The sequence below is a fragment of the Desulfopila aestuarii DSM 18488 genome (genome assembly GCF_900143695.1).
GTDB classification, from domain to species: domain Bacteria; phylum Desulfobacterota; class Desulfobulbia; order Desulfobulbales; family Desulfocapsaceae; genus Desulfopila; species Desulfopila aestuarii.
This window is the reverse complement of sequence record NZ_FRFE01000005.1, coordinates 269,042-293,809: the sequence shown is the minus strand read 5'-3', so window position 1 is coordinate 293,809 and position 24,768 is coordinate 269,042. Positions and strand designations below refer to the sequence as shown.

Here is a 24,768-nt window from a genome sequence, read left to right as displayed (position 1 = left end):
TGCTCAACCAGCATTCGCTCACTTCGGATTGAATACAGTATCTGGAGCAACAAAGATCGGAGCAACCGCTCCGGTGCGATCGATGGTCGGCCTTTGCGGGCATATAGCTCTTGAAATACCGGTGACAGTTCCTTGAGAGCCTTGTCCACTATGATACGAATGGGACGCAACGGGTGATTCTGTGGCACTCGGGATTCCGGAGACAGGTAACTGAACATCTTCTGCTGGTGCTGGTCATAACCGCGCATATCTCACCTTTGTTTAATGATTATAGTTGGTTAAATAATACACGATTTTGATTGGATCTTCCCTATGATTGTGAGTTTTTCAACATCCTGCTAATCTCTTTACCTTGAACAGTTGATGACTGTTAACATTATTCCTGTGAGGGTAGATCATCCTACTTCTTTAGAATTGTTCAGAAATAGAGTAACTACCGACTATAGCTTACCCAAAGACGTCCTCAGGCGGCCCTGCTCTTAAATATGGTGAGAAAAAAGCCTCAGACGCGAAGGACACTCCGTTGACCTTACCAGTACATCTCTTTACCGAGTGCGTACCCACCTCTACTTGATAGATCTACTGTTTCTCAAAACCTGGACTTAAGCAGATTTCAGGCTCAGGATGACACTCTGCTTGGCTGAAAAAATGTTAGGCGCAGTGCGCGATTACACAACACTATCAACAGATTGAGGTATTGACGTCAGTCGAGCTTTTCCCTCAGGGTTGTTCGGGAGATGTCGAGAATGCGGGCGGCTTTTGATTTGTTATTATTGGTGTAATTGAGCACCTGTTTGATGTAGCGGCGCTCATTTTCTCTCAAGGTAACCAGCTCTTCGCCCTGCAGTCCGCCACAAGATGGAGCGGGCCGTAGACCAGAGGGGTTCAGCCAGCCGCTTTTGCAGAAAATGATTTCTCGTTCGATAAGGTTGCGAAGTTCGCGGATGTTGCCGGGCCAGTCGTAGGCGAGCATCGCTTCCACGGCAGAAGGGGCGATGCCCCGTATCTCTTTTTTCAGGTCGCGACTGAGGGTGCGGATAAAGGCGTCGGCTAGCAGCAGTACATCGTCTCCCCGGTCTCGTAGCGGTGGCAGTTGCAGCGGGATGACGTTTAAACGGTAGTAGAGGTCTTCACGGAAGGTGCCGGCGTCGATTTCGCGGTCGATATCGGCGTTGGTGGCTGCGATAATCCTGACCTTTACCGCGATATCCTTAATGCCGCCGACCTTGCGAAAAATCGATTCCTCAATGAGACGTAGAAGTTTTGGCTGTAATGCAATGGGAAGGTTGCCGATCTCGTCGAGAAAGAGGGTTCCGTCGCTGGCAACTTCCACCAACCCTTTCTTGTCGGTAAGCGCATCGGTGAAGGCTCCGCGGTCATGGCCGAAGAGTTCGGATTCAACGAGATTCGCCGATAAGGTTCCGCAGTCCACCTTGACGAAAACCCCCTTGTTTCCAGGACAGGCGTCATGAATAGCGCGGGCCACCAGCTCTTTGCCGGTGCCGGTTTCTCCGGTGATAAGAACAGGAGACTCCACCTCGCTGGCCATGTGGATGGTCTCTTTTACTTTCCGCATCGACTCGCAGTTGCCGATGATGGCGTCGACACTGGTGCAGGTATCGGCGAGTTGCGCCTGTTTACCTAATAGTCGGGAGCGCATGATGCGGTGCAGCACTGATTTGAACTCTATCAGATCAAACGGCTTGACGATATAATCGACCGCACCCTCGCGAAGCGACTGCACTGCAGATTTGGCGTCATTACGTCCTGAAAGCATGATGATATCAACGCCCGGTGAAAGCTCGTTGATTTTCGGGATGAGGTTGATGCCGTTGCCGTCCGGCAACCCTATATCAAGAAAGATCAACTCGACAATGGAAGTGCGTAATATCTCCAGGGCTTCCTGGCCGTTAGCCGCCACCGACACACTGTAGCCGGCGCGGCGCACAGTATTTGACAGTGAGTAGCGTAGATCTTCGACATCATCGACAATCAACACCGTGCCCATTATTCACCCGTCTGGAAAAACATGTTGAAGGTAGTACCTTTTCCCTGCTGACTCTCCAGTGAGATGGCCGCGCCATTTTCTCGCAACGTTCGATAGACAATGGATAAGCCGAGACCTGTGCCTGTGGTCTTGGTAGTGAAAAACGGCTCAAAGACCTTATCCACAACATTGGCGGGCATGCCTGCGCCATTGTCGGAAAAGACGACCAGTACATAGCGGTTATCTGTGAGTAGCCCCGGGTAGCGTTTTTTGTAAATACTGAGTTTGTGGCCGACGAGCAATCTGGCGTTGATGGTGATGGTGCCGTTCTGGCGAATGGCGTCGGTAGCGTTGAGCATCAGGTTGAGAAAGACCTGCTGCATCTGGTTGGGATCGGCGATCACATCCGGTAGGTCCGGGGCGATGTCTTCTATAAGGTCGATGGCGTTTTGCATCAGCCGGTTGCTGATAAGCGGCCGGGTTTCGGCCAGGATGGAGCGAATCGAAATGGGCCGCTTCTTGGGCTCCACCGGCCGGGCATAGGAGAAAAATTCGGTCAGCAGCTCGTTGAGGCGGTCCACCTGGCGGATGATGCGGCGGGAGCATTCGAGCTGCTGCTCGTTGTCTACCGCATCTTCTTCGATGGATTGGGCCATAATTTTGATGCCGGCCAGTGGATTGCGGACTTCGTGTGCAACTGCCGAAGCAATTTCCGCCACAGTGGAGAGCCGGTTCATCTTCTCCATTTCTTTTCTGGCATAGCGTAGTTCCGTTACATCGAGAAGGGAGACGATATATCCCACATGGTTGCCGCGGGCATCCTTACGTGGGGCGCCGGAAATGCTGAGGATGAACTCTTGGCCTTCGCCGGTAGAGAGTGACACGTCTTTGCCGGTATAACTGGTTACGTCTTGCCCGCCGGCGGTGAGCATTTCTGCGTGGTCAGTACCGACCAGGCCCTGCAGGCTTTTGCCGTCGAGCTCATCGACAAACGGCTCGAGTATGCGGCGGGCCACATTATTGCTTTTGATAATGGTGCCCTGCAGATCAGTGACCAGAAGGCCATGATGCAGGCTCTGGATGATTGATTCGGTGAACTGTTTTTCTTCCCGGAGGTTGATGATGGAGATGCGAAGATCGTTGACCAGTTCAATCAGCTGCTGGTCCATTTTCTGGCTTTCGATAACGGTCGCCAGGATGTTGCCAATCGACTCAAACAGCTCTCTGGTCCTGGTGGATGGCTGGTGTGTTTTGTCGACACAGAGGGTGAGAACACCGATGGCCTGGCTATCCTTTAATATCGGAATGCAGTAATGGCCGTTGCCGTCTTCTGGATCATCTGTTGTTGCAAGAGGGGGACAATCGGTGAAAAAGTGGATGGCTCCGGTTCTGGCAGCCTGGCCACAATCACAATGTCCGAACTGGACATTGGCGCAGCGGGTCTTTTGCGGCTCGGTAAATCCGAGAGAGGCTCTCAGCACCAGTTGTTCAGTTTCCTGGTCGGTGAGAAATACAGCCGCTTTTGGGCGCAACAGGAGTTCTCTCTGATTAACAAGATAGGAAAGGATGCGCTCGAGCAGTTCCTGGAACAGGAGTGGCTCAAGCGACAGCCTCAAGATATCGTTAATAATCTGCTGCTGGCTGAAGCTGCCCGGATTTTCGGTTGTGACATGCGGACTGTGGTTCCAGTGCTCCATACGCTCCTGCCGGGTGGAGGTGAGATCTCAAATGGGCTTGTACCGATACGTTTTTTCCGGCGAGCCGATATGGTGTCTGCAACACAACAAGACCGGGAGGCTGAAAAACGCATATGGGCTTACTGGGCATAACCATACAATTTTTCAATTGGTATTGTCAACGTGGCGGTTGGGGACGGCAGGGGATCACATGCGATGCAACAGCTTGGTGAGCAATGCGGAAAATTGGGCTACTTCCTCCGTGGTCAAACCCGCCGATATCTCTTCAGTGAAATCCCGGTGAAAGCGGTCGTGGCGATGGAAGATCGCTTTCCCTTTTTCGGTAAGCGATACTAGCCAGGACCGACGGTCGTGCAGGTGCGGTTTTCGTATGACGAGCCCTTTTTTCTCCAGTTTATCGACAGCGACGGTGAGGGTGCCGGTGGTCACCCCGAGTCGCTCGGCCAGCTCTTTCATGCGGATGTCCTGCCGGTGGCCGATCACTTCGAGGGTGTGCATCTGGGCAGGTGAGAGCCCGCTGCCCCGGACCACGGAGTTTTCCCATGAGTTGATCTTGTCGAAGAATTCAACCAGCTGGTGGGAGAGCGCATTCAGGACCATGTTGTCACTTTGGGGGAGTTCCGGCATGGATGAGCCTGATGGTTTGGTGGTGATGGTTGTCATGATGCAATGGCGCTGTAGACGCCATAGCTGGAGAAGAGGATGATGATCAGGCCGGCGGAACGCATGATCAGTGGTTCAACCCATTCTTTCTGCAACCGCCCCGCCATGGTGGTTACTTTGAAGATGAGGTAAATGACCAGGCCGACGGCAATGGCCGTAGACAATGCATAGCTGCCGAATACCAGGGTTGCGGTCAGGCTGCTGCCGGAGTTGAGGGCATAGCCGTACATTACCGCAGCGGTCGGGCAGGGAATGACCATGTTGACAAAGCCGATGGTAAAGAGGCTTGCTGCCAGCCATTTGCGATGAGTATGTCCCTGATTACCCGTATGGCCAGTCTTCGTACAACTGCATCCGTGCTGGTGGTGATTATGATGTGGGATCATCGGTTGCTGGCAGTGATCATGATTATGGTGGCAGCCGTGCCCGGAATCATTATGCTCGTGATCTTCATGGGAATGTTTGTGCAGGATATGTGGGTCATAGAGCAACACCAGTCCTACCAGCATCAGCAGCACTGATGTAGAAATCTCCACCCAATATGTTGCCTGGGGTGGCAGGAGCATGGAAACTGCACCGAGGGTAGCGCCCAAAGCAAGGCAGGCCAGAGCTGTGCCTATGAGAAAAGCGGAAGTGAGGCCAGCGACCTTTCTTCCCTGCTTCTCGCCGGCGACAAAGGGTGCCAGTACCAGCCAGGAGTGGCCGCAAGGGTTGACGCCGTGGATAAGGCCAAGCAAAAAGCTCGACTGCAGGGCCGCGATGAAAAGTGGTTCCATGTCCATGTGAAGTTCTATGCTTTTAATTTTTATAATAAATTTGAATTTTGTAAAGATTCAACCAATATCCATATTCAAGAATAGAGCTAAAAGAGCATATTGTTGTTTGATAGTCAAGATATTTGATAGTCAAGCAACAATGAATGAGGTGAAGTGTTATAATTGGTTATTACGAGTTGCTTTTGGTAAGTCGAGATGACTCAGGTTGACAAATAATCTGGGTGTTAATAGATGAAGTGTACATTTCGTAATAATTGGGAACTGAAAGGAAATTAGGATGGAACGCGTGACAGTGAAAACGTTTCTCACCACGAAAGAAGTCGCCAACATGCTCAAAGTTAACGAGAAGATGATCTATTCTCTCGTGAACGACAAAGGGCTACCCGCAACCAAGGTTACTGGAAAGTGGCTGTTTCCCAGGCGTCTGGTTGAGGACTGGCTTGATGCGCATATTCTCAATTACCGAAAGGATTATGCCGGCCTTTCATCCGAAGACGGTGTGCTGCTCCTGGCAGGTAGCGATGACCCGTTGTTCCAGCGGACATTGTCGCTTTTTCATAAGCTCCGAGAGGATACAATCGCCTTTTTCTCCAACCAGGGGAGTATGGGAGGATTAACCAGTTTGCGACGTGGTTTGTGTCATATTGGTGTTTGCCATCTGCTGCAGGATGATAATCAGGAGTATAATTTTGATTTTGCCGAGCAGGAGCTGGATAGAGCTCCGGTATTCGTCAATTTCAGCCAACGGGAGCAGGGAATTCTGCTTCGTCCCGGCAATCCGAAGAACATTGGGTCCATCGCAGATTTGGCAAAAAAAAATGTGCGGATTGTCAATCGTCATCTCGGAACTGGCACCCGGCTGCTTTTCGATTATGAAATTTCCAAGTCGGATATCTCGCATAACGATATCAACGGCTATCATAATGAGGTTTCCCGTCATCTTGATGCCGGGCTGGAGGTGCTTTCCGGGCGGGCTGACGCCGCGCCAGCCATCCGTGCGGTTGCGGGCATGCTGGGACTCGATTTTCTGCCGCTCAGGTGGGAACGATTCGACCTGCTTATCAGTCGTGAACGTTTTTTTGAAAAGGGGATCCAGAGCTTTTTGACGTTGCTTGATGAAAAGCAGTTCCGGCAACAGGCTGAATCCCTGGAAGGATATGATGTTTCCCTATGCGGAAAAATGATGTTTCCAAATAATTTCAATATGGAGGAATGAAGATGTTTCGAAAAGCAGTTGCAGCAATGTCCATGATGATGGTCGGTCTTGCCATTGCCGGTAACGGCATCTGTGAAGACAAGATACTGAATATGTCGACCACCACCAGTACCCAGTCCTCAGGATTGCTTGATGTCCTTCTGCCTGCACTGGAAAAGGACACCGGCATCAAGATCAAGGTTATTGCCAAGGGTACCGGCGCCGCAATTCGCGACGGTGAGGATGGCAACGTCGATGTGATCTTCGTCCATGCCAAAGATCGCGAAATGAAATTTGTTGCTGATGGCTTTGGTACCGAACGTTATCCGGTAATGCACAATGATTTCGTCATAATCGGACCTGCAGCCGATCCGGCTGGTGTTAAAAGTGCAACAACCGCCAATGAGGCGTTGAAAAAGATCGCTGATGCTGGCGCTGGGTTCATTTCCCGTGGTGATGACAGCGGCACTCACACCAAGGAACAATCGTTGTGGGTAGCAAGCGGCGTACCGATGGAAGAGCAGACCATTTCCATTGTCAAGGGTGGAAAAGATGCCAAGATCACCTTTAAGCGTCCTGTTGATTCTGATAAATGGTACACCTCCATTGGCCAGGGCATGGGTAAGACTATCACCTTTGCAGAGGAAAAACAGGCCTATACCCTCACAGATCGCGGCACCTATATCGCGTATAAATTTGGCAAGACCCCTGCTGTAGATCTGGAAATCGTCAGTGAGGGTGATGAAGGGCTGGCCAATCCGTACGGTGTTATTCCGGTCAATCCGGAAAAATATCCGAACGTAAAATATGATGTCACCATGGAGTTCGTCAACTGGCTGGTCGGCCCCAAAGGCCAGAAAGTGATTGGTGATTACAAAATGGAAGGCAAACAGTTGTTCTTCCCGGACGTGATCAAGTAAAGTTTCATCGCGTCACAACCCTGAAAAAGGAGAAGTTCATTGTCGGCTTCTCCTTTTTCTATTAAGGGATAGGGTGTGGTTGTCGTCTGACCTTCAGGGCGACGTAAAGAGAAATTGCTCTATTCGTATTGGGTGGTATGGGTCTTTTAACAGATAGTCTGCAATCCGCTATTCTGCTGCTGTTCTCATGGGATCCTGAGTTGTGGCTGATTGTCTGGGTCTCGCTGAAAGTGAGCGCTCTTTCGACGCTCATTGCCTCTATCTTTGGTATTCCAGCTGGCTTTTTCATTGCCTACAGACGTTTTCCCGGAAAGCGGTTGGTGCTGACCTGCCTCAATACCCTGCTGGCTCTTCCTACCGTTGTTATCGGCCTTTTGGTCTATTCATTTATCTCCCGGCGAGGCGTTTTTGGTTTTCTTGGACTGCTCTATACCCAGGAGGCGATGATTATCGGCCAGGTCATTTTGATTGTACCCCTCGTCACTTCCCTCACAATCGCCGCTATCAGCCGTATTGATACCCGTTACCGGAAGACCGCCCTGACCCTTGGGGCTACTGACCTGCAGATGGCGATGGTCATTGTACGGGAGGCGAGATTTGGTATTTGTGCGGCAATTATCGCCGCTTTTGGCCGGGTTATCGCCGAGGTGGGTATCTCCATGATGCTGGGCGGTAATGCCAAGGGCTTTACCCGCACCATGACCACCGCCATGGCGCTCGAGTACGATAAGGGGGAGTTTGTGCTGGCGGTGGCGCTTGGGCTCACTCTGTTGGTCATTGCCTTTATTCTGAACACCCTTTTTCATTTTTTCCAGGGCCGAACCCATGCCGACACTGTATGAACTGATTAATGTGCGGAGAGAGTTCAAAGGCCGTGCAGTACTGGATATCAGTGAGCTGGCCATTGAGGCGGGCCGGATCTACACCCTGATCGGGCCCAATGGCGCGGGGAAGACAACATTGTTGAACCTGCTGTCGTTTCTCGACCAGCCAAGCTGTGGGGAGATTCGTTTTGGCGGAACAGCTGTCGACTACTCGGCTGGCTCCCTCCTGACAGTACGACGACGGGTGGTGTTGCTCGATCAGTACCCGATTCTCTTCACCGGGCCGGTCTGGAAGAATGTGGAGTATGGCCTGAAGATACGGGGTGTCAAGAAAGAGGAACGGCATAATCGGGTTGTGAAGATGTTGGATCTTGTGGGGATGCAGCGTTTTCTTGAGGCCGACGCCCATAAACTCTCAGGCGGAGAGACAAAACGGGTGGCCCTGGCTCGGGCACTGGCCATACAACCCGAGGTGCTGCTCTGCGATGAACCTGGCGCGAATGTTGACAAGGAGAATCAGGAGATCATCCTCTCCATTCTTAACCGGGTGAATAAGGCTGAGAATACGTCGATCATCTTTTCAACCCACTATCTCTCACAGGGGCGCAGCCTTGCTGATCATACTCTGATGCTTGAACACGGCCTGCTTACTGATGTTGCTCCGGAAAATGTTTACCGGGCGGTGGTGGTGCGGCGTGAAGGTGACCGGGTACTGTGCCAGGCTCCGGGGCGGCTTTTGTTGTCCATGCCGGAGCATCTGCTGGTTGCCGGGGCGAAAAACCTCAAGCTGCAGGTCGACCCGGAGGATGTGGCCATTGTCTCCGGGAACGAACAACCTTCAGGTAGAAACGTCTTCACCGGCCATGTGGTGCAGATCAGTCAGGACCGCGGCCGTATCCGGATAGGACTTGATCTTGAAATCCAGCTGAACTTCTTCCTGTCGATGCAAGACTATCTGAAAAATCCCCCGGTAATCGGCGGCAAGATGACCGTGCATTTGCCGGATAGCTGTCTGCGCTGCGGTTCGAGCTGGTAGGGTGCTTCCTTTCTAGCCAACGTTGAGGATCAGGTTGAATGCTTCGCGGCGTCGTTTTGGCATATTTTGGATATGAGAGGCCCCGCGGCAGAAGATGATTGTGTATCCTTAATCCTCGGGGATTGGCTCAAGCTTACTTGATGAAGGTGTCATTTTGTAATTCTCTAAAGGCCAGGTCCAGTTCTTCATCTGTATTCATAACAATCGGCCCTCTCCAGGCGATCGGTTCTCTGATGGGTTTGCCGGAGAGAAAAAGAAACCTGAACGGTTCAGTCCCGCCGGAGACGACAATCTCATCTCCATCACCAAAGAGCACCAGGTCGCCGTCCCTCACGCGGTTATGAAGTACGTTGCCGTCGCCGCCAATAGCATAGAGAAAGGCCGTGTAGCCTCGTTGGGTCGGATGGCGAAATTCCGTATTTGGCGGGACCGTGCAGTCCAGATATTCCGGGTCGATGATGATATTGTCCGCCGGTCCGGTGATGCCATCGATGCTGCCGGCAATGATCCGGATACGGGTGCCGTCACTTGTCTTCACCTCCGGGATATCGGCTGCTGTGATTCCCCGGTAGCGTGGAGCCATCATCTTATTTCTCGCCGGCAGGTTGGCCCACAGCTGGAAACCCAACAGGATTCCGTTATCATCGCCTTTTGGCATTTCCTGATGGATAATACCGCTGCCAGCTGTCATCCACTGCACATCGCCAGAAGAGATGGTGCCGGTGTTGCCCAGACTGTCGCCATGCTCCACATCACCCTGCAACATATAGGTGATAGTTTCAATGCCCCGGTGCGGGTGCCACGGAAAACCCTTGATGAACTCCGCCCTGTTTGTCGACCTGAAATCGTCAAGCATCAAAAACGGATCAAACCGGGCGGGGTTATTAAAACCAAATACCCTGCAAAGATGAACCCCTGCGCCTTCAATGACCTTTTGCCCTCGAAAAACTTCCAGAATTTGCCGGACCATTGTCTCCTCCTTGAAAATGGAAATGGATGGATGATACGTCAAAGTGTATGTCTTTTGGGGCAGAAAGGTCAATTGTAAGTACACATGCTGAAGAAACTATTGTCTTCTAGCTATCAGCCGCAGCCGCCTCCGGAGCCCTGACAGCCCCCCGAGGCGCATGATTTACGCCTTCCTTTGAGGCCGCCGGTGTGACCACCTTCATAGACTGTGGCCAGGGCTTCTTCGATAAAGCCTGCAGCCTCAATGGGCTCAACTCCCGATTTCATAAGAATGTCGAGTGGGGTGTCGCCAATGCCGCTTATTAAAACCGCACGACAGTCGCCAAGAATGCGGGCGAGTTTATGCCAGCGCCGGATGCCACCGCCGGAAGGTGGTGCTTCCCGGTCAGTGATTTTTACAAAGGTACCGTTTTCTTTGGCCCAGATCTGGAAACGTTTCGCTTCGCCGAGATGCTGATTGACGAGGATGCCTTCCTGGGTGGCTATTGCCACATAGGGGCGCTCTTCTCCAGCTGGCACCGGGGTGGTGGCGCAATCGCTAAGGCAACTGCGGAACTCGTTGGTACGGTCTTCACCCAAAAGTCCCACTGCGTCAGCTCGGCAACGGGTACAGTGCCGCATCTGAGGTAGATAGGTTTCTGCGGTATCACGGATTTCTTTCATGGCAGCTTTGTCGGGCTGGGGGATCTCGCCAAACGGGGTGTTGACGTTCGGGAACATGGCCATGCAGTTCAGAAGATCGGCGCCAAGTTCCTTCATTTTGGCAGCGACTGCTTCCACGTGGTGATCGTTGATGCCGGGGATAACGATGCAGTTGATTTTCACCAGGATACCGCATTCTTTGAGCTTCTTAACCGCCACCAGCTGCCTCTCGAGCAACAGCTCGGCGCCCTGCAAGCCACGATAGATGATGTTGTTGTCAGTCACCCAGCTATAGATCTTGCTGCCGATCTCCGGATCGACGGCACAAATGGTAATAGTAACATGGCTCACCTGGAGCGTGGCGAGTTCTTCAATATACGGACCGATACCCATCCCGTTGGAGGAGACGCAGAGCAGTGTCTCAGGAAAATTCTTTCTGATCATCCTGAGGGTTCCCATGGTCTCTTCTGGGTTGGCGAAAGGATCTCCGGGACCGGCGATGCCGGCGACACTGATCCGCGGCTCTTTTTCGAGTACCTTCTCCATATAGATTTTGGCCTGGTATGGGCTGAGCACCGAGGAGGTAACCCCGGGCCGTGACTCGTTGACACAGTCATACTTCCTGTCGCAGAAGTTACATTTGATATTGCATTTCGGGGCGACCGGCAGGTGGACCCGTCCGTAAAGGCCTTTGGCTTCCGGGTTGAAGCAAGGATGACGATGATAGTCGCTCTTGGTCAGCTGTTTCATGATGTCGCCTTTTGGTAAGTGTGCGGTTAGCCCGATTCCGGGCGGGATAGATAGTATTGGCAGGTGAGGGGGGTCACATATAGCTGTAGCCCACGTCTGAATCGTCCTGCTTCTTGGCAATGATGGTGTTGGTAATAGTGTCAAAAAGCTGTTGTGCCCCGTGATAGCCGATATGGAGCAGTCGCTGGCCGCCGATACGGTCATGGATCGGAAAGCCCACCCGGATAAGGGGAATATTCTGTCGACGGGCAAAGCTGTAACCTTTTGAGTGGCCCACCAGGAGATCAAGGTCGAGATCACTCGCCCGCTCTTCGATGTCGTAAAAATCGACGTTTTCGTGTACCTCCGGCATCTCGCAGCCAAGGCCTTCGAGCACGTTTGCTATGCTCTCTTTCATGTTGCCGCTTTTGCCGCCCGAAGCGCAGAGTACAGGTTTGATACCGATTTCAGCCAGGAAGGCGGTGAGTCCGACGACGAGATCTTCTTCACCGTAGACTACAGCCCGTTTGCCGAAGATATATTTGTGGCCATCCACCATGGCGTCTACCAGGCGGCCTCGGGCGCTGCGATACTTCTCGGGTATCTCGATGCCTGCCGCTTCGGACACTACATCCATGAAACGGTCGGTTTCCCGAATGCCGATGGGCAGTCCGACCCTGGTGAGCGGCACGGTAAACAGCTTGAGCAGCTGTGAACCAGCCGTTTCGCCGGAAAAAGTGCGGCCGCATTCGATGGTGAGTTTGGCTCGGCCCATATTGCGGATACTGCTGAGCGGGGTGCCGCCTTTTGGGATCAGCGGGTATTCATTTAGGGCTTCGCCATCAAGAGTCTCCGAATAGTCGGGGAGCACCGTGGCGGCAATGCCGAAATCTTGAAGCAGTTCTTTTAAGTACCTGAGATCGGCAGCAGAGATAAAGCCGGGAAGAATGTTGATTGTTTCATTTTGTTCGCCACCGTTGGCAAGCTGCTCGACGACTCCTTTTAAGGCCGCGTTGAAGCCTTCCATATGGGTACCGGAATAGCTTGGAGTCGAGACCGAGATGATAAGCGGGTCGTCGATGCCGGTATGGAACTCGTCCTTGTATTCAGCCAGGATCATCTTGACGTCGTCGCCTATGGTTTCGGTGAGGCAGGTGGTGGCAACGCCGATCAGTTGGGGTTTGTACTTGGCGGTAACATTTTTCAGACCCATTTTCAGGTTTGCCGAACCGCCATAGACCGCGTGTTTTTCGCCAAGTGACGACGAGGCTATATCAATGGGTTCGTTGAAGTGGCTGATAATATATCGGCGCATATAGGTGGCGCAGCCCTGGGAGCCGTGCAGAAACGGGACAGCACCTTCAATGCCGCGAAAGGCCAGCGATGCTCCAAGCGGTTTGCAGAGTTTGCAGGCGTTGGTGGTGGAAACGTAGTTAGGCATCTTGGACATTATTCCTTCTCCTCTGAAACTCTTCTTGGCACAAACTGCCATACCGGACTCATGACGGATCCGTACACTTCGCGAGCGAAATTGAGCATGCCATGAAAGCCTGCCAGCATTTCCTTCCGCTCATGATTGTGATCGCAAAAGGCCACGCCAAGCTTATAGGCAATGGGACGTTCCTTGACACCGCCGACAAAAATATCCACATCCTTTTCCCGGATGATTGCTGACAGTTCCAACGGATTGGCGTCGTCGATAATGATCGTGCCCTCGTCGGTGATCTCCTCGAGCTCCTCGTAATCTTCACGGGTGCCGGTTTGTGAACCGACCATCACCACCTTCATGCCGATGAGTCGGAAGGCCTTCACCAGAGAAAAGGCCTTGAAGGCACCGCCCACATAGATCGCTGCTTTTTTTCCCGCCAGAGCAGTTTTGTATTTCTGGAGTTCTGGTAAGAGGGTACTGAGTTCCATCCGCACCAACTCCCTGGCTTTCTCAAGCATCTCGTCATCTTTAAAGAACCGGGCCACCTCGTAGAGCGCTTCGGCCATATCTTCGACACCAAAGTAGGAGACCCTGATATTGGGAATGCCGAAACGCTTCTTCATCATGGTAGCGAGATCCATGGTGGCGCCGGAACACTGGACGACGTTGAGTGCGGCCCCATGGCTTCGTTTGATGTCTTCGATTCGACCGTCGCCGGTAATGTTGGCTACGACTTCAACACCGATTCGGTTGAAATATTCACGGATCAGCCAGATCTCTCCGGCCAGGTTGAAATCGCCTAAAATATTGATGGAATGTTTGGAGATACCCGAGATATCGCCGGTTCCTACGAGCCGGGTCATTGCACTGCAGGCGGCTTCATAGCCGGCGCGTTTGTTGCCTTTAAACCCTTCGGACATTACTGGCAGCACGGGTATGGATTTCTCTTTCTCGACCTGTTTACAGACTGCTTCCATATCATCACCGATAAGACCGACGATGCAGGTCGAATAGACAAAGGCGGCTTTGGGCTGGTGCCGGTCGATCAACTCGATAAGCGCCTTGTAGAGTTTTTTCTCACCACCGAAGATGACATCGATTTCCTGCAGGTCGGTGGAAAACGACAGACGATGCAGCTCGGGGCCTGAAGAGAGAGCTCCTCGGATATCCCAGGTGTAAACGGCGCAACCGATGGGGCCGTGGACCAGGTGGAGCGCATCGGCGATGGGGTAGAGTACCACCCGGGAGCCGCAGAAGACGCAAGCTCTCTGGCTGACTGCTCCGGCCAGGCTGTCTTTGTTGCACTCGATGGAAAAGGGAGCCTCACCTTTTCGGTGAATCTGCGGCTCTCGTTCTTTTAAGACGTGTAGTGGTTCCATAATCCCCTCTGGAATATGCTGAAAAAGCGGGAGTTGACTGGTGCTGTCTCCTGATACGCAACCATTGTGCCAGAGGGCGTGAGAATTGAATTGTGTAATTATACTAGAATGATACGATTTATTATCTCATGAAATGACAAGAGATCCACATGAGAATGAAGGTGTAGGAAGGGCTACATTTATGTAGGCTTACTGCAAAAGTGTTGTTGGTGGTATTATGATGGGCAGACGAATGTTACTCTGGCTGTTGGCTGGTATAATGTGAAATCTGGCTCCTGAGGTGGGATGCTTAAAATTATGGAAGTTAGTGTATTCAAAAAAGAATGGTTGCAGTTTTGTGAATACGCCGCATAGTAGAAGACGAAAAGGATGTGAGAATGGTGGAGTTTAATCTATGGGATTGTGAATTCCTTTGTCACGGCAAGAGCACGTAAACCAAACGTGTTATTTGGTGGGACCATAAGTCCCCAATAGTTTTGATAAATTCAGACAGTTGGCAGTAAATGTATGTATACTTCGTACTTTAATCTCGATATTAAGCCTTTTCAAATTGCTTCCGACCCGAAGTTTATCTGGCTTGGCGAAAAGCATAAAGAGGCGTTGGCGACCCTCACTTACGGTGTGCTCGATAACAAAGGGTTTATGCTGCTGACCGGGGATGTGGGTACTGGTAAAACCACGCTGATTAATGCCTTGATAAAAGGGCTCAGCGAGGATGTCCTGTACGCCTCAGTTCCTGACCCACGTCTGGAACTCAACGATTTACTGAATTACATTGCCAACTCTTTTGGTATCCGGAAAAATTTTAAGAGCAAAGGCAAATTTCTTATCTATTTTAGTGAGTTCCTGGCGAGATGTCATCAAAACAAGAAGCAGGTGCTGCTCCTGATCGATGAAGCACAACTGTTGACCCAGGACCTCCTGGAGGAGATCCGGCTTCTCTCCAATATTCAGAAGGATGGGTTGAATCTCCTCAATATCTTTTTTGTCGGCCAGGATGAGTTCAATGAAATTCTGGAGCGCCCGGAAAACCGGGCAGTTGCTCAACGACTCACTCTCAATTATCATCTCAAGCCTCTGACAGATCTGGAAACAGAAGAGTATATCAAACACCGGCTAAGTGTAGCGGGCGCAAACCGGCAGATCTTCGATGCGGAAGCGTTCATGGAGATCCATCGATATTCCGGAGGGTTTCCGAGAAGAATTAATATCCTGTGCGATCATTGTCTCCTGACAGGCTTTGTGCGCGAGCAGCGAGTCATCGGTGCTGATGTGGTCAGGAATTGTGCCCATGAGTTGAAGATCCCCCAGTATGTCGGGCGGCAAAGTTATGCTTCTCCTCAGCGACCGATGCCTCCCCAGTTTGAAACTCCAGCGCCATCACCGCCTGTATCGCCACCACCCTACACTGCTCCCCAGGTTGTTCCCAGCGTGAAAGCCCCTGTTGTGTCCCCGGCTCAACCACAACCGGAAGGCGTGTCTGAGACTGAGGATACTGTAGAATACAAAACGGCTCCTCCCCAACGACCAATTCTGCAAAGCCCAAATCGTTCGTATAGCCGTCCGCTGATTTTTTTCGTTGCCCTGCTGTTTATTGGTGCTGGTGCTCTTTACTATTTTGATAGGGCGACGTTCGATACCCTTTATAACGGTGCAAGTCGCCAGTTGTTTGAACTTCAAGAACGATTGACTGCTCTTGATACTGCCCCTCGCCCGGTGACCGACCAATCGGAACCAGTGGGCGAAAAGCCCAAAGCCTCTGATGAGTCTCAGGGGAACGAACCTGTTCAGCAGCAACCTGAAACTCCAGGACAACAGCCGGCTGTTCCCCCTCAACCAGTTGCTCCAAGCCCGACTTCCAAGAAGGTGGCCATCCCGCCATCTGTTGAGGAGAAGGGGACTACTGTCACAGTTGAGCCTCTTCTCAATAGTCAGAATTCCCCTGAGACGGGCAACCCGAAGGAAGGTACTCTCTCAGGCATAGATCCTGTTTCTTCTGAACCGGTTCCTCAGGTGATCGTGCCTGCTGCCACTCCAGTTGCCCAACCGGTGAATGAGCTCGAAGTGGAGCAACCGGTGGCCCAGGAGGCTGCTCCTGAGCCGTTGGAAACGGAAGCGTCAAAGAGGCTGGGGCTTTTGCAACCGGAACCTGAGGTGCAGAAACCTTTACTGCCACCTGTAACTGAACTGCCAAAAGAAGCAATAGTGATCCGCTTTAACAATGATTCAAGTGAGTTTTTCTTTACTGATTTTAGTGATGTAGAGGGTTTAGTGGCCGCTATTCGAGATCATCCCGAAGCAATTCTCGTCATATCCGGACATACCGATTCCTTTGGCTCTGAAGGGTATAACTACCGGCTCTCACTTTTTCGTGCCAATATGGTCAAGAGCTTTTTCCTCGGGAAAGGTCTCCCCTCGCACCAACTGCGGGTGCAGGCCTTTGGTAGCGAGAAACCTATTGCCTCTAACGACACCACAGAAGGGCGAAGCATGAACAGGCGGGTGGAGATCGAGGTTCTACAGTAATTGCCCATTTTCTTTTTGACGCAAAAGGGCATTCACCGCGCTGCGTTTGCAGTTGCGAAATAGATGCAAGTGGAATAGGATAGCACGACTTACACTTCCCGAACCGGGGCACCCCACCACTGCCCGTTTACGCTCAATTCATGCCTTTTACGCTCTATTATACCTATCTTCGTCGTTGTGTCCTTCTTGCTGCGTTGCTTCATGTCTTTTGTGGCAATGCTCTGGCTCAGGTCGATGAACATAAGATTTTTGTGCTGCATTCCTATCACCAGGAATATCCGTGGACCAAGTCGCAGAACGAGGGCTTTGTCAATGAGATATCTGCTGTCTTCAAGGGACGAAGCCTGACTTTCGCCGATGAATACCTTGACACCAAGCGGGTTTATTTTTCTGCCTCCTACCAGAGCTTTTTTGCCGGATATCTACGGCAGAAATATCATGGTTACACGCCAGATCTGATTTTTTCCACCGACGATAACGCCCTCAGGTTCCTGCTGGAATTTAAGCAGGAGCTCTTTCCCGCCACACCGGTGGTGTTCTGCGGGGTCAATTCCATGAATGTGGATGCCCAATTAGACCGGAATATCTATACCGGCGTGTATGAAGTGAAAGATATTGCCAGAAATATTGATCTGATCCGAAAACTCTTACCTGAAGAGGAGACGATTCTGGTTGTTGGCGACAATTCGGAGACGGATGTGGCTATTCGCGGTGATATCATGAAGTTTACCAGGGAGCGCGGTTCCATTGCCGCCGGGACCAAATTCGAATTTGTTTCTGAAAACCATCTTCAGCAACTGTTGGAGCGGCTGAAGGGGAAAAAGCAGGGGACGATTCTGCTTACCACTATCGGCGGTTTGCAGAATCAGAACAACCAGCCGGTCGCTCTTGGTAGCTCGCTACAGGCCATAGCTGGATCCGGCGATTTTGTCGTTATCAGCATGGAAGATGCCTATATGCACCCAGGTGTCCTGGGTGGAGTCGTCACCAGCGGTGTGGCGCAGGGGAAGGCTGCAGCAGGCCTCGCCGTAGAGATTCTTGGTGATGGGGCGGTATCCTCCTTTCCTCCGTCGGTAGGACCAAATGTTCCCACCTTTGATTATCGTATCCTGCAAAAGCTGCATATTGACAAGACGCAGCTTCCACCGGACAGTGTGATCCAGAACGTACCGAGATCCTTCTATCAAGAGTTCAAAGGGATTGTATGGGCAACGGTGACGTTTATCACCTTATTGCTCATATTGCTCTCCTGTCTGTTTGTTACCATCCTCCGGCGTAAAAAAGCGGAGAGGGCCTTGGCGGAAAGTGAAGGTTTCCTCAATTCGGTTGTTGAGAATATCCCGGATATGGTTTTCGTCAAGCGGGCTGATGATCTGCGTTTTGTCAGGATGAACAGAACCGCTGAGGAGTTTCTGGGATTGAACAAGGAAGACTTTGTTGGAAAGACTGCCTTTGAGGTTTTTCCTCATGAAATGGCTTCTGTGTTTGCCGACCAGGATAAAGAGACACTGAACGAGCGAAAGCTCCTAGATATTTCTGAGGAGCGATTGCCGGGGCCCGATGGGATACGCTATCTGCACACCAAAAAAATCCCGATAATGGGGGAAAATGGCGAACCTGCTTACCTGCTTGGCATTTCCCGTGATATCACGAAAGAACGGATCGAGCGGGAGCGACGAATAGCTCTTGAGGATCGACTGATCCAGGCAGAAAAGATGGAGTCGATAGGTACGCTTGCTGGTGGCATTGCTCATGATTTCAACAACATATTAAGTTCTGTCATCGGCTACGCCGAATTGGCCCGTATTGAGGCTGAAAATCCGGAAAAGGTGCGGAAGTTTCTCGATGGAACCTTGAAAGGAGCTGATCGGGCGCGGGATCTCATTCGCCAGATTTTGACATTCAGTAGAAAAAGCAATCACCAAAAGGGGCCGGTCGACTTGTCAGCAATTGTTCGGGAGTCCATGAAAATGCTGCGTTCGACGTTGCCTGCCACTATATCCATAGAGCAAAATATTGCTGGTGATGCCATAATCTTAGCTGATTCAACCCAGATCCAGCAGATTCTGTTCAACCTCTGCACCAACGCCTATCATGCGATGATGACAAAGGGTGGCGTGCTGGCCGTGAGCATTAAAACAGTCAACATCAACGCCAATCGCAGCAACGAGTTGCTCCAGATGACTCCGGGGAGATATTTGCGGCTTGAAGTCGGTGATACCGGAGTTGGCATGGATGCCGAAACCCGGCAACGGATGTTCGATCCGTATTATACCACCAAAGGCCCGGAGGCAGGTACAGGTCTGGGGTTGGCGGTAGTACACGGAATCGTCAAGAGCCATAACGGGCATATCCATGTCTATAGCGAGAAAGGGGTGGGGACGACAATTCATGTCTATTTCCCGAAGATGGAAAGTCAGGTGGTCGACAGTAAACCCTCCTTGGAGACGGTGAGAGTGGAAGGCGGCAATGAGCATATCCTGCTGGTTGACGATGAAAAGGATATCATTGCCATCAATGAGGGTTTTCTTACCCGTTATGGGTATCAGGTCAGCACCTGTACCGATGGGCGTGAGGCGCTCGCTCTTTTGCAGGAGAAGCCTCAAGAATTTGCCGCCATGGTGACCGATATGACCATGCCGCACCTGACCGGAGCTGAACTGGCCCGCCAGGCACTTTCTATCGTTCCCGGTTTGCCGATCATCCTTTGTACCGGTCATAGCGAGATCATTAACCGGGAGAAAGCCATGGAGATGGGAATCAGCGCCTATTGTGAGAAACCGGTCAGGGGTGACGATTTATTGGTGCAGTTGCGGACCCTCCTTGGTATGGGGCGATCCCGGTAAGTAGATTTTACGATAGTGTCATTCCTTGCTGCGACTGTGATTGTTTAGAGCGTTGAGCGTGCTTACTCTGTTAGGAAACATACGTTTACTATCGGAGGTCAAGCATGAACCGCATCAATCAGGATTCAATTGCACGAATTATTCTCAGAACAGAGTATAGCAGTAATGAAGCCCGCCATATCGACCATTACTATTGTGGTTCGGTCAATCTGTGGCGGGATTTTTTCCGGCCCGATCATCTTGAATTATTAACAGGGATGCGCGAGGGTTGCTCCAGGACTTTGATCGACGGCGAAACCATCACTTATGACCCTTCCTGGCGCCTGAAGGTTCGGTCGGATCAATGGCGGCCACCAGGGGAATTGTCACAGCAGCCCCAGCCGCGGGTTGGGCGCTGGTATCCCCAAGGGTTTCTCTCAGGTGTCTCAGGTATCTATCCCCAGACCCTGCAACCCATGCGGGTCATCTCTTCTGCCGACAATCTCATCGAGGTGGATTGTAACCATCCGTTGGCCGATATTCCTATTATCGTGCGCGCGCAGGTCGAATCGGTGATAAGTCCAACCAAAGCGCAGCGGGGTGGGCGCTGTGCCGACTGGCTCGAGGACGCTCTGACAAACGGGCCGGGAATTGAGTTGTTGCGTGAACATTATCCGGATTTTCATGAGTCAGACCGGTTTGAGCGGTTGGACAGTACCGAAGACGGTCAGTATTATCGAAAACCCCGTTTGGTTGAGCATCTTGACAGTCAGGCACGGGCCCACCTGTTGGCCTGTATGGCAGGTTGTATGAGTGAGGGAAACCATGTGTTGGATCTGATGAGCAGTGTTCAGTCGCATCTGCCCGAAGGTTTATCTGTAACAGGCCTTGGCATGAACGCTGAAGAGTTGCAGGCCAACAGTGTTCTGGTGCAATGGCTGGTGCATGACCTCAACGAGAATCCGGTACTGCCTTTTGCAAAGGAATCCTTTGATGTGGTCTGCTGCCACCTCTCCTTTGAATATCTATTGAATCCGGAACAGGTGATGCGCGAGGCGGCGCGGGTGCTGCGACCCTCGGGCCAGATTATTGTCAGTTTCTCCAACAGGTGGTTTCCTGAAAAAGTGACGCGGATCTGGCAGAAACTCCATGAGTTCGAGCGGATGAGCTATGTGGTTTCGGTTTTACGCAATGCGTTTACCGATTTTACCACCACCAGTTTTCGCAATTGGCCCAGACCAAAAGGTGATCCTCACTACTTTGAGCTACAGGTGAGCGACCCTGTATATGTGGTGACCGGCAGCAAGCGGTGAACATCTCGCAACTCATGAATAGAATACGTAGCGGATCATCATCCCCGTACACATGGCTACCACCAGCAGCCGCAGGTATTTCGGATTGATGGTAAAAAGCACATGAGACCCGGCCCAGGCTCCGAGCATCTGTCCTACCATCATCAACAGGCCTACAACCCAGACGATTTTACCGGCCAGAAGAAAGACGAAAAGAGAAGCAATATTTGTTGCAAAATTGAGTGTCTTGGCCACGGCTGTAGCATCGATCAGTCCGAGGCCCCGTAGCGAGACGCCAGCCAGAGCAAAAAACGAACCGGTACCTGGACCAAACATGCCGTCATACCAGCCGATGGCAGGCACTGCAAAGCGTTGGTAGGAACGCTCTGAGAGGACGGCTTTGCCGCCTTGTATCGGTTGTGGTGAAAACAGGAAATAGATGGCAATACAGGTCAGCACCAAGGGGATCACAAAAGAGAGTATGTCGGTGTCGACAAACTGTACAGCTACGGTGCCAAGCACTGAACCAAGGAAAGCGGCGATCATGAGGGTGCGTACTTCCTGCGGGTGTACCCGCCGTTTCCTGAGCATCATGATGGTCGCAGTGGCTGTGCCCATGCTGCCTTGCAGCTTGTTGGTGCCGAGTGCGTAGTGGGGAGGGATTCCGGTGAGGATAAGCGCGGGTAAAACGATCAATCCTCCGCCCCCAGCCAAAGTGTCGATGAGACCTGCCACGACGGCAATGCAGAAAAGAATAGTCAAGATCTCTAAGGAAAATCCGGCAAGTTCCATCTGTTGCTCCAAACAATAAGGTATGGAAAGGACATACTGAACCCGGAAAGCTTTACCATGGCCGGGCTGAGTGGGCAATGGCCTTACGATTTCGGGGGAATTATTTCGTACGTTGAAGAGTAATGCAAACAATCTCGCCGGGGCAATTGAAGCGTACCGGAATGGATGACGGAGCTACTCCACGACTGGTATAACCCTGCATGCGGCCATGGCGCCACGGGCCGGAAGCAGTATAACGGGGCGCGCGGCTGTTGGTGATAATGGGTACCCCTTGCTCAAGGCAGACCTGGCCGCCATGGGTGTGGCCGCAGAGATAGAGATGAGCACCGTTTTCTTCAGCTTCGATGTAGGCTTCCGGTGAATGGGCGAGAACGATGGTGAAGTCGCCGTCCGGAATCTCAGAGGTAGCCTGGGCAACATCGTGCAGCCGGTAGTAGTGTGGATCGTCGACCCCGGCTATCCAGATTCGTTCATTGTCGCGTTCGATGGCAATACCATCATTGACAAGCATGATGAGGCCGGCGTCTTCCAGATTCGGCAACATCTCGATGCAGTCATGATTGCCTAGTACGCCAAAGGAGCCAAGCGGTGCGCGCACATGCTGCAGCACCAGCTCCAGTTTGCTGATAGCCGGGTCGCTGTCACCGTAGGTCTTCATTCGCAGATCGCCGCCGATAAGGCAGAGATCCATGTCGGTTTCCTGCACAATCCGACAGAGTTCATGATCAACTCCCTCCAGGCCGTCGAGATGCAGGTCGGTGAGGAAAAGAATGCGAAGACCGTCAAATTTTTCGGGTAGCTCTGAAAAGGAAAAGATTCTTTCAGTCACCCCGATTGCCAGTGCATTCTTCTTGCCTTTGCTGTAGAGGCCGGTCACATGAAAGAGCCAGGTGAGAAGGACCTGGTCTGAGAGGAAGCTCGTGAGATTGAACCACACCTGCCAACGTGCCAGCGGGGTATGGCAGCTCCGCCATTCATGAAAGCGAACCATCGATTGTACGACCCGGGGGTATCTGGCTGGCAATGGCCGTCCGGTTATATGCAGCCAAAGTCTTGAGCTGGTATAGGCGACGAGGGTGAAAAGAAAGAGGGTGGTAAAGTTCTTAAGGAGAGTGAGCTGCAGAAAGAGGTTGAAGAACAGCAGCGGCAGGAGCGATTCAAAGAGCTGATCAAGCAGGAAGACGCTGCCGCCGCTGTCGATTTGCATTCTGCGCTTTACAAAGCTGGAAGTAAGATCACCGATCATGGCAAGAAAGCCGGCCAGGCTTCCGGCCCACCACGGGACACCAAGAAACGGGGCGAGCAGTATGCCACCCACTGTCGCGGCTACCACACCTCGAACCGTTTTGTTGCGACCGAACAGCGGACGACCGTCACTCCACAGGCGACCTCCGTCGACAGGATTTTCGAAACGACCATGAATCAGGATAGCCACCAGCGGGGGCAACCCATTTACCCATAAGAGAAAGATGACAATGTGGAGAATGTCACTCATGGGAACGGTTTCGTGCGGTAAGTTCTTTCACGAACAACCGCCCGTAGTCGATAGCTGAGAGCCCGCTGCAGAGCGACGCAAAGAGCAGAGCATAGAAGGTGAGATCCGGGACTGTCGCTACCAGTAGAAAGAGCACGAACTGACCGGCGGTTGCCAATTTTCCCGAGGCCCGGGCAGTCATTTTCTTAAATGAGTCCCAGGCTCTGCTGAAGGCTATATGCAGGGCGGTGGCCAGTACCAGCAGGTCGCGGGAGATAACAGCCGGAATCCACTCCAGGTCAATTTTGCCGGCCTTGACATAGATAATCAGCACCGTGAGCACGAAGAGCTTGTCGGCGATGGCGTCGATCAGCCCACCCTGCCAGGTTACTACATGCCAGCTTCTGGCCAGCCAGCCGTCCAGTGCATCGCTGATTCCAGCTACAACGATCAGCCAGAGCCATGAGCTTTCCGGGCAGAAGGGAAACAGCAATGCTGCCAGAAGGCGAAAGCTGGACAGGATGCTGGGGGTCAGAAGTTTAAGCAGGTGCATGTCATATAGGTAGTGTGTATCAGCCCGAGAGCCTATATTTTTCGCCGACAGAAACTGTTGTTAGTATCTTACTAACTATTGGCAGACATTCGTGAAAACGTCAAGGTGTATCCCTGCTTCTTGCAAGTGTACTCTTCTGCGTGGCACCAAGGGAGGCTGTTGTAACCGCAGCACGTGAAAAATGACCTCCGCCCCCGCGACGTTGCGCGGGCGGAGGCTTTTGGGCTGATTATTTTTCAGGCCTTGCTGAAAGTGGCGGGTTGTACCAGAATCCTGTCGGTCAGGATACGCAGCAATACACCGTAAGCAGGAAGAAAGAGTAGAAGAGAGATGAGAAGCTTGAATCCGTAGTCCACAGTCGCGATTTCCGGCCAGTTGGCGGCCATGAAGGCGTCGCTGCTGGCGTAAAAGGCAAAGGAAAAGAAGATCACTGTGTCCAGCAGATTGCCGAAAATGGTGGACGCGGACGGCGCGACCCACCAGCTTTTGTTCTGGCGAAGTCTGGTGAAGACTTTGATGTCGGCGAGTTGTCCGATGGCGTAGGCGACAAAGCTTGCGAAGGCGATGCGGAGCACAAAAATGTTAAGAGTGGCCAATCCACTTGCGCCTTGAAATGCGCCCTCGAAGAAGAGCACCGAGACCACGTAGGAGATGGCAAGTGCCGGCATCATTGCCCCGAAAATGATCCGTCGGGCTTCGGCGGCCCCGAAGATACGGACTGTCAGGTCGGTGGCAAGATAGACAAAAGGAAAACTGAAAGCGCCCCAGGTGGTCTGCAGCCCGAAGATCTGGACAGGTATCTGCACCAGGTAATTGCTGGCGGCAATAATGATGATGTGAAAAGTAACAAGAACAACAAGGGCGCGCTTTATCTGCGCATCGGAAAGAACCAGCATGATGGTATCCTTTTTGGTTGTCGGGGTGAGGGAACCCGAGATAAAAAAATATTCCGGTCAGTGTTGCAACCGGTCCTGAAGGGATGTCATTATACCGGCAACGTCAGAGACAACAACAGTTTTTCAGGGTGTTAACAAAAAAAACTTGCCTGACGATATTGAAG

At 52.0% G+C, this 24,768-nt stretch carries 20 protein-coding genes; 7 read left to right on the top strand and 13 right to left on the bottom strand.

Translation table 11 applies throughout. The features are described from left to right. The 5 genes from BUF15_RS07630 to BUF15_RS07610 form a co-directional block, all read right to left on the bottom strand. A partial coding sequence (locus BUF15_RS07630; protein WP_200802344.1) for a transposase occupies positions 1-248 on the bottom strand: 248 nt, incomplete at its 3' end. Positions 249-703: 455 nt separating this feature from the next. Next, the gene (locus tag BUF15_RS07625; RefSeq protein ID WP_073612861.1) at positions 704-2,008 is read right to left on the bottom strand and encodes a sigma-54-dependent transcriptional regulator; all 1,305 of its coding nucleotides are present in this window, start codon (positions 2,006-2,008) and stop codon (positions 704-706) included. After that, a complete protein-coding gene (locus BUF15_RS07620) occupies positions 2,008-3,684 on the bottom strand; it encodes an ATP-binding protein (protein WP_073612860.1) in 1,677 nt (558 codons plus the stop codon). The genes BUF15_RS07625 and BUF15_RS07620 overlap by 1 nt, the downstream gene beginning before the upstream one ends. A 186-nt stretch (positions 3,685-3,870) precedes the next feature. Then, positions 3,871-4,347 (bottom strand): MarR family winged helix-turn-helix transcriptional regulator, encoded by a 477-nt coding sequence (locus BUF15_RS07615; RefSeq protein WP_234981134.1) that lies wholly within the window; start codon positions 4,345-4,347, stop codon positions 3,871-3,873. Further along, positions 4,344-5,129: a HoxN/HupN/NixA family nickel/cobalt transporter gene (locus BUF15_RS07610; protein WP_073612859.1), complete on the bottom strand. Its 786-nt coding sequence runs from the start codon at positions 5,127-5,129 to the stop codon at positions 4,344-4,346. The genes BUF15_RS07615 and BUF15_RS07610 overlap by 4 nt, the downstream gene beginning before the upstream one ends. Before the next feature lie 271 nt (positions 5,130-5,400). Between BUF15_RS07610 and BUF15_RS07605 the strand changes: the two genes are divergently transcribed. From BUF15_RS07605 to BUF15_RS07590, 4 genes are all read left to right on the top strand, one after another. After that, on the top strand, positions 5,401-6,339 hold the full coding sequence (locus tag BUF15_RS07605; RefSeq protein WP_073612858.1) for a helix-turn-helix transcriptional regulator: 939 nt from the start codon (positions 5,401-5,403) through the stop codon (positions 6,337-6,339). Positions 6,340-6,341: 2 nt separating this feature from the next. Then, positions 6,342-7,238 (top strand): ABC transporter substrate-binding protein, encoded by an 897-nt coding sequence (locus BUF15_RS07600; RefSeq protein WP_073612857.1) that lies wholly within the window; start codon positions 6,342-6,344, stop codon positions 7,236-7,238. A gap of 137 nt (positions 7,239-7,375) precedes the next feature. After that, positions 7,376-8,080, top strand: a complete 705-nt coding sequence (locus tag BUF15_RS07595) for an ABC transporter permease (RefSeq protein WP_073612856.1) — start codon at positions 7,376-7,378, stop codon at positions 8,078-8,080. Then, positions 8,064-9,098, top strand: coding sequence for an ATP-binding cassette domain-containing protein (locus tag BUF15_RS07590; protein ID WP_073612855.1), 1,035 nt, complete (start codon positions 8,064-8,066; stop codon positions 9,096-9,098). Before BUF15_RS07595 ends, BUF15_RS07590 begins: the two co-directional genes overlap by 17 nt. A 133-nt stretch (positions 9,099-9,231) precedes the next feature. Here the strand turns inward: BUF15_RS07590 and BUF15_RS07585 are convergent, their stop codons facing one another. The 4 genes from BUF15_RS07585 to nifE form a co-directional block, all read right to left on the bottom strand. After that, positions 9,232-10,068 carry a pirin family protein gene (locus BUF15_RS07585; protein ID WP_073612854.1) on the bottom strand — a complete coding sequence of 279 codons (837 nt, stop codon included), beginning with the start codon at positions 10,066-10,068 and terminating at the stop codon, positions 9,232-9,234. A 113-nt stretch (positions 10,069-10,181) separates the two neighbouring features. Then, positions 10,182-11,459, bottom strand: a complete 1,278-nt coding sequence (locus BUF15_RS07580) for a radical SAM protein (RefSeq protein ID WP_073612853.1) — start codon at positions 11,457-11,459, stop codon at positions 10,182-10,184. Positions 11,460-11,532: 73 nt separating this feature from the next. Further along, positions 11,533-12,888: a nitrogenase component 1 gene (locus tag BUF15_RS07575; protein WP_073612852.1), complete on the bottom strand. Its 1,356-nt coding sequence runs from the start codon at positions 12,886-12,888 to the stop codon at positions 11,533-11,535. Next, positions 12,888-14,246 (bottom strand): nitrogenase iron-molybdenum cofactor biosynthesis protein NifE, encoded by a 1,359-nt coding sequence (gene nifE / locus BUF15_RS07570; protein ID WP_073612851.1) that lies wholly within the window; start codon positions 14,244-14,246, stop codon positions 12,888-12,890. The genes BUF15_RS07575 and nifE overlap by 1 nt, the downstream gene beginning before the upstream one ends. 507 nt (positions 14,247-14,753) lie before the next feature. On the opposite strand from nifE, the gene BUF15_RS07565 reads away from it, so the two are divergent. The 3 genes from BUF15_RS07565 (at position 14,754) to BUF15_RS07555 (ending at position 20,910) form a co-directional block, all read left to right on the top strand. Then, positions 14,754-16,772, top strand: coding sequence for an AAA family ATPase (locus BUF15_RS07565; RefSeq protein ID WP_073612850.1), 2,019 nt, complete (start codon positions 14,754-14,756; stop codon positions 16,770-16,772). A gap of 140 nt (positions 16,773-16,912) precedes the next feature. Further along, positions 16,913-19,618: a hybrid sensor histidine kinase/response regulator gene (locus BUF15_RS07560; RefSeq protein WP_073612849.1), complete on the top strand. Its 2,706-nt coding sequence runs from the start codon at positions 16,913-16,915 to the stop codon at positions 19,616-19,618. A 104-nt stretch (positions 19,619-19,722) separates the two neighbouring features. Beyond that, the gene (locus tag BUF15_RS07555; RefSeq protein ID WP_073612848.1) at positions 19,723-20,910 is read left to right on the top strand and encodes a class I SAM-dependent methyltransferase; all 1,188 of its coding nucleotides are present in this window, start codon (positions 19,723-19,725) and stop codon (positions 20,908-20,910) included. 12 nt (positions 20,911-20,922) lie between these two features. Here BUF15_RS07555 and BUF15_RS07550 read toward each other — a convergent pair whose 3' ends face one another. The 4 genes from BUF15_RS07550 to BUF15_RS07535 all read right to left on the bottom strand — a co-directional run bounded on the left by BUF15_RS07550 (position 20,923) and on the right by BUF15_RS07535 (position 24,604). After that, positions 20,923-21,681: a TSUP family transporter gene (locus tag BUF15_RS07550; protein ID WP_073612847.1), complete on the bottom strand. Its 759-nt coding sequence runs from the start codon at positions 21,679-21,681 to the stop codon at positions 20,923-20,925. A gap of 100 nt (positions 21,682-21,781) precedes the next feature. After that, entirely contained in the window at positions 21,782-23,176 is a 1,395-nt protein-coding gene (locus BUF15_RS07545; RefSeq protein WP_073612846.1) for a CDP-archaeol synthase, read from the bottom strand. Beyond that, positions 23,169-23,708, bottom strand: coding sequence for a CDP-alcohol phosphatidyltransferase family protein (locus BUF15_RS07540; RefSeq protein WP_073612845.1), 540 nt, complete (start codon positions 23,706-23,708; stop codon positions 23,169-23,171). The genes BUF15_RS07545 and BUF15_RS07540 overlap by 8 nt, the downstream gene beginning before the upstream one ends. Positions 23,709-23,944: 236 nt before the next feature. Continuing rightward, entirely contained in the window at positions 23,945-24,604 is a 660-nt protein-coding gene (locus BUF15_RS07535; protein ID WP_073612844.1) for a 7-cyano-7-deazaguanine/7-aminomethyl-7-deazaguanine transporter, read from the bottom strand. Positions 24,605-24,768 lie beyond the last annotated feature (164 nt).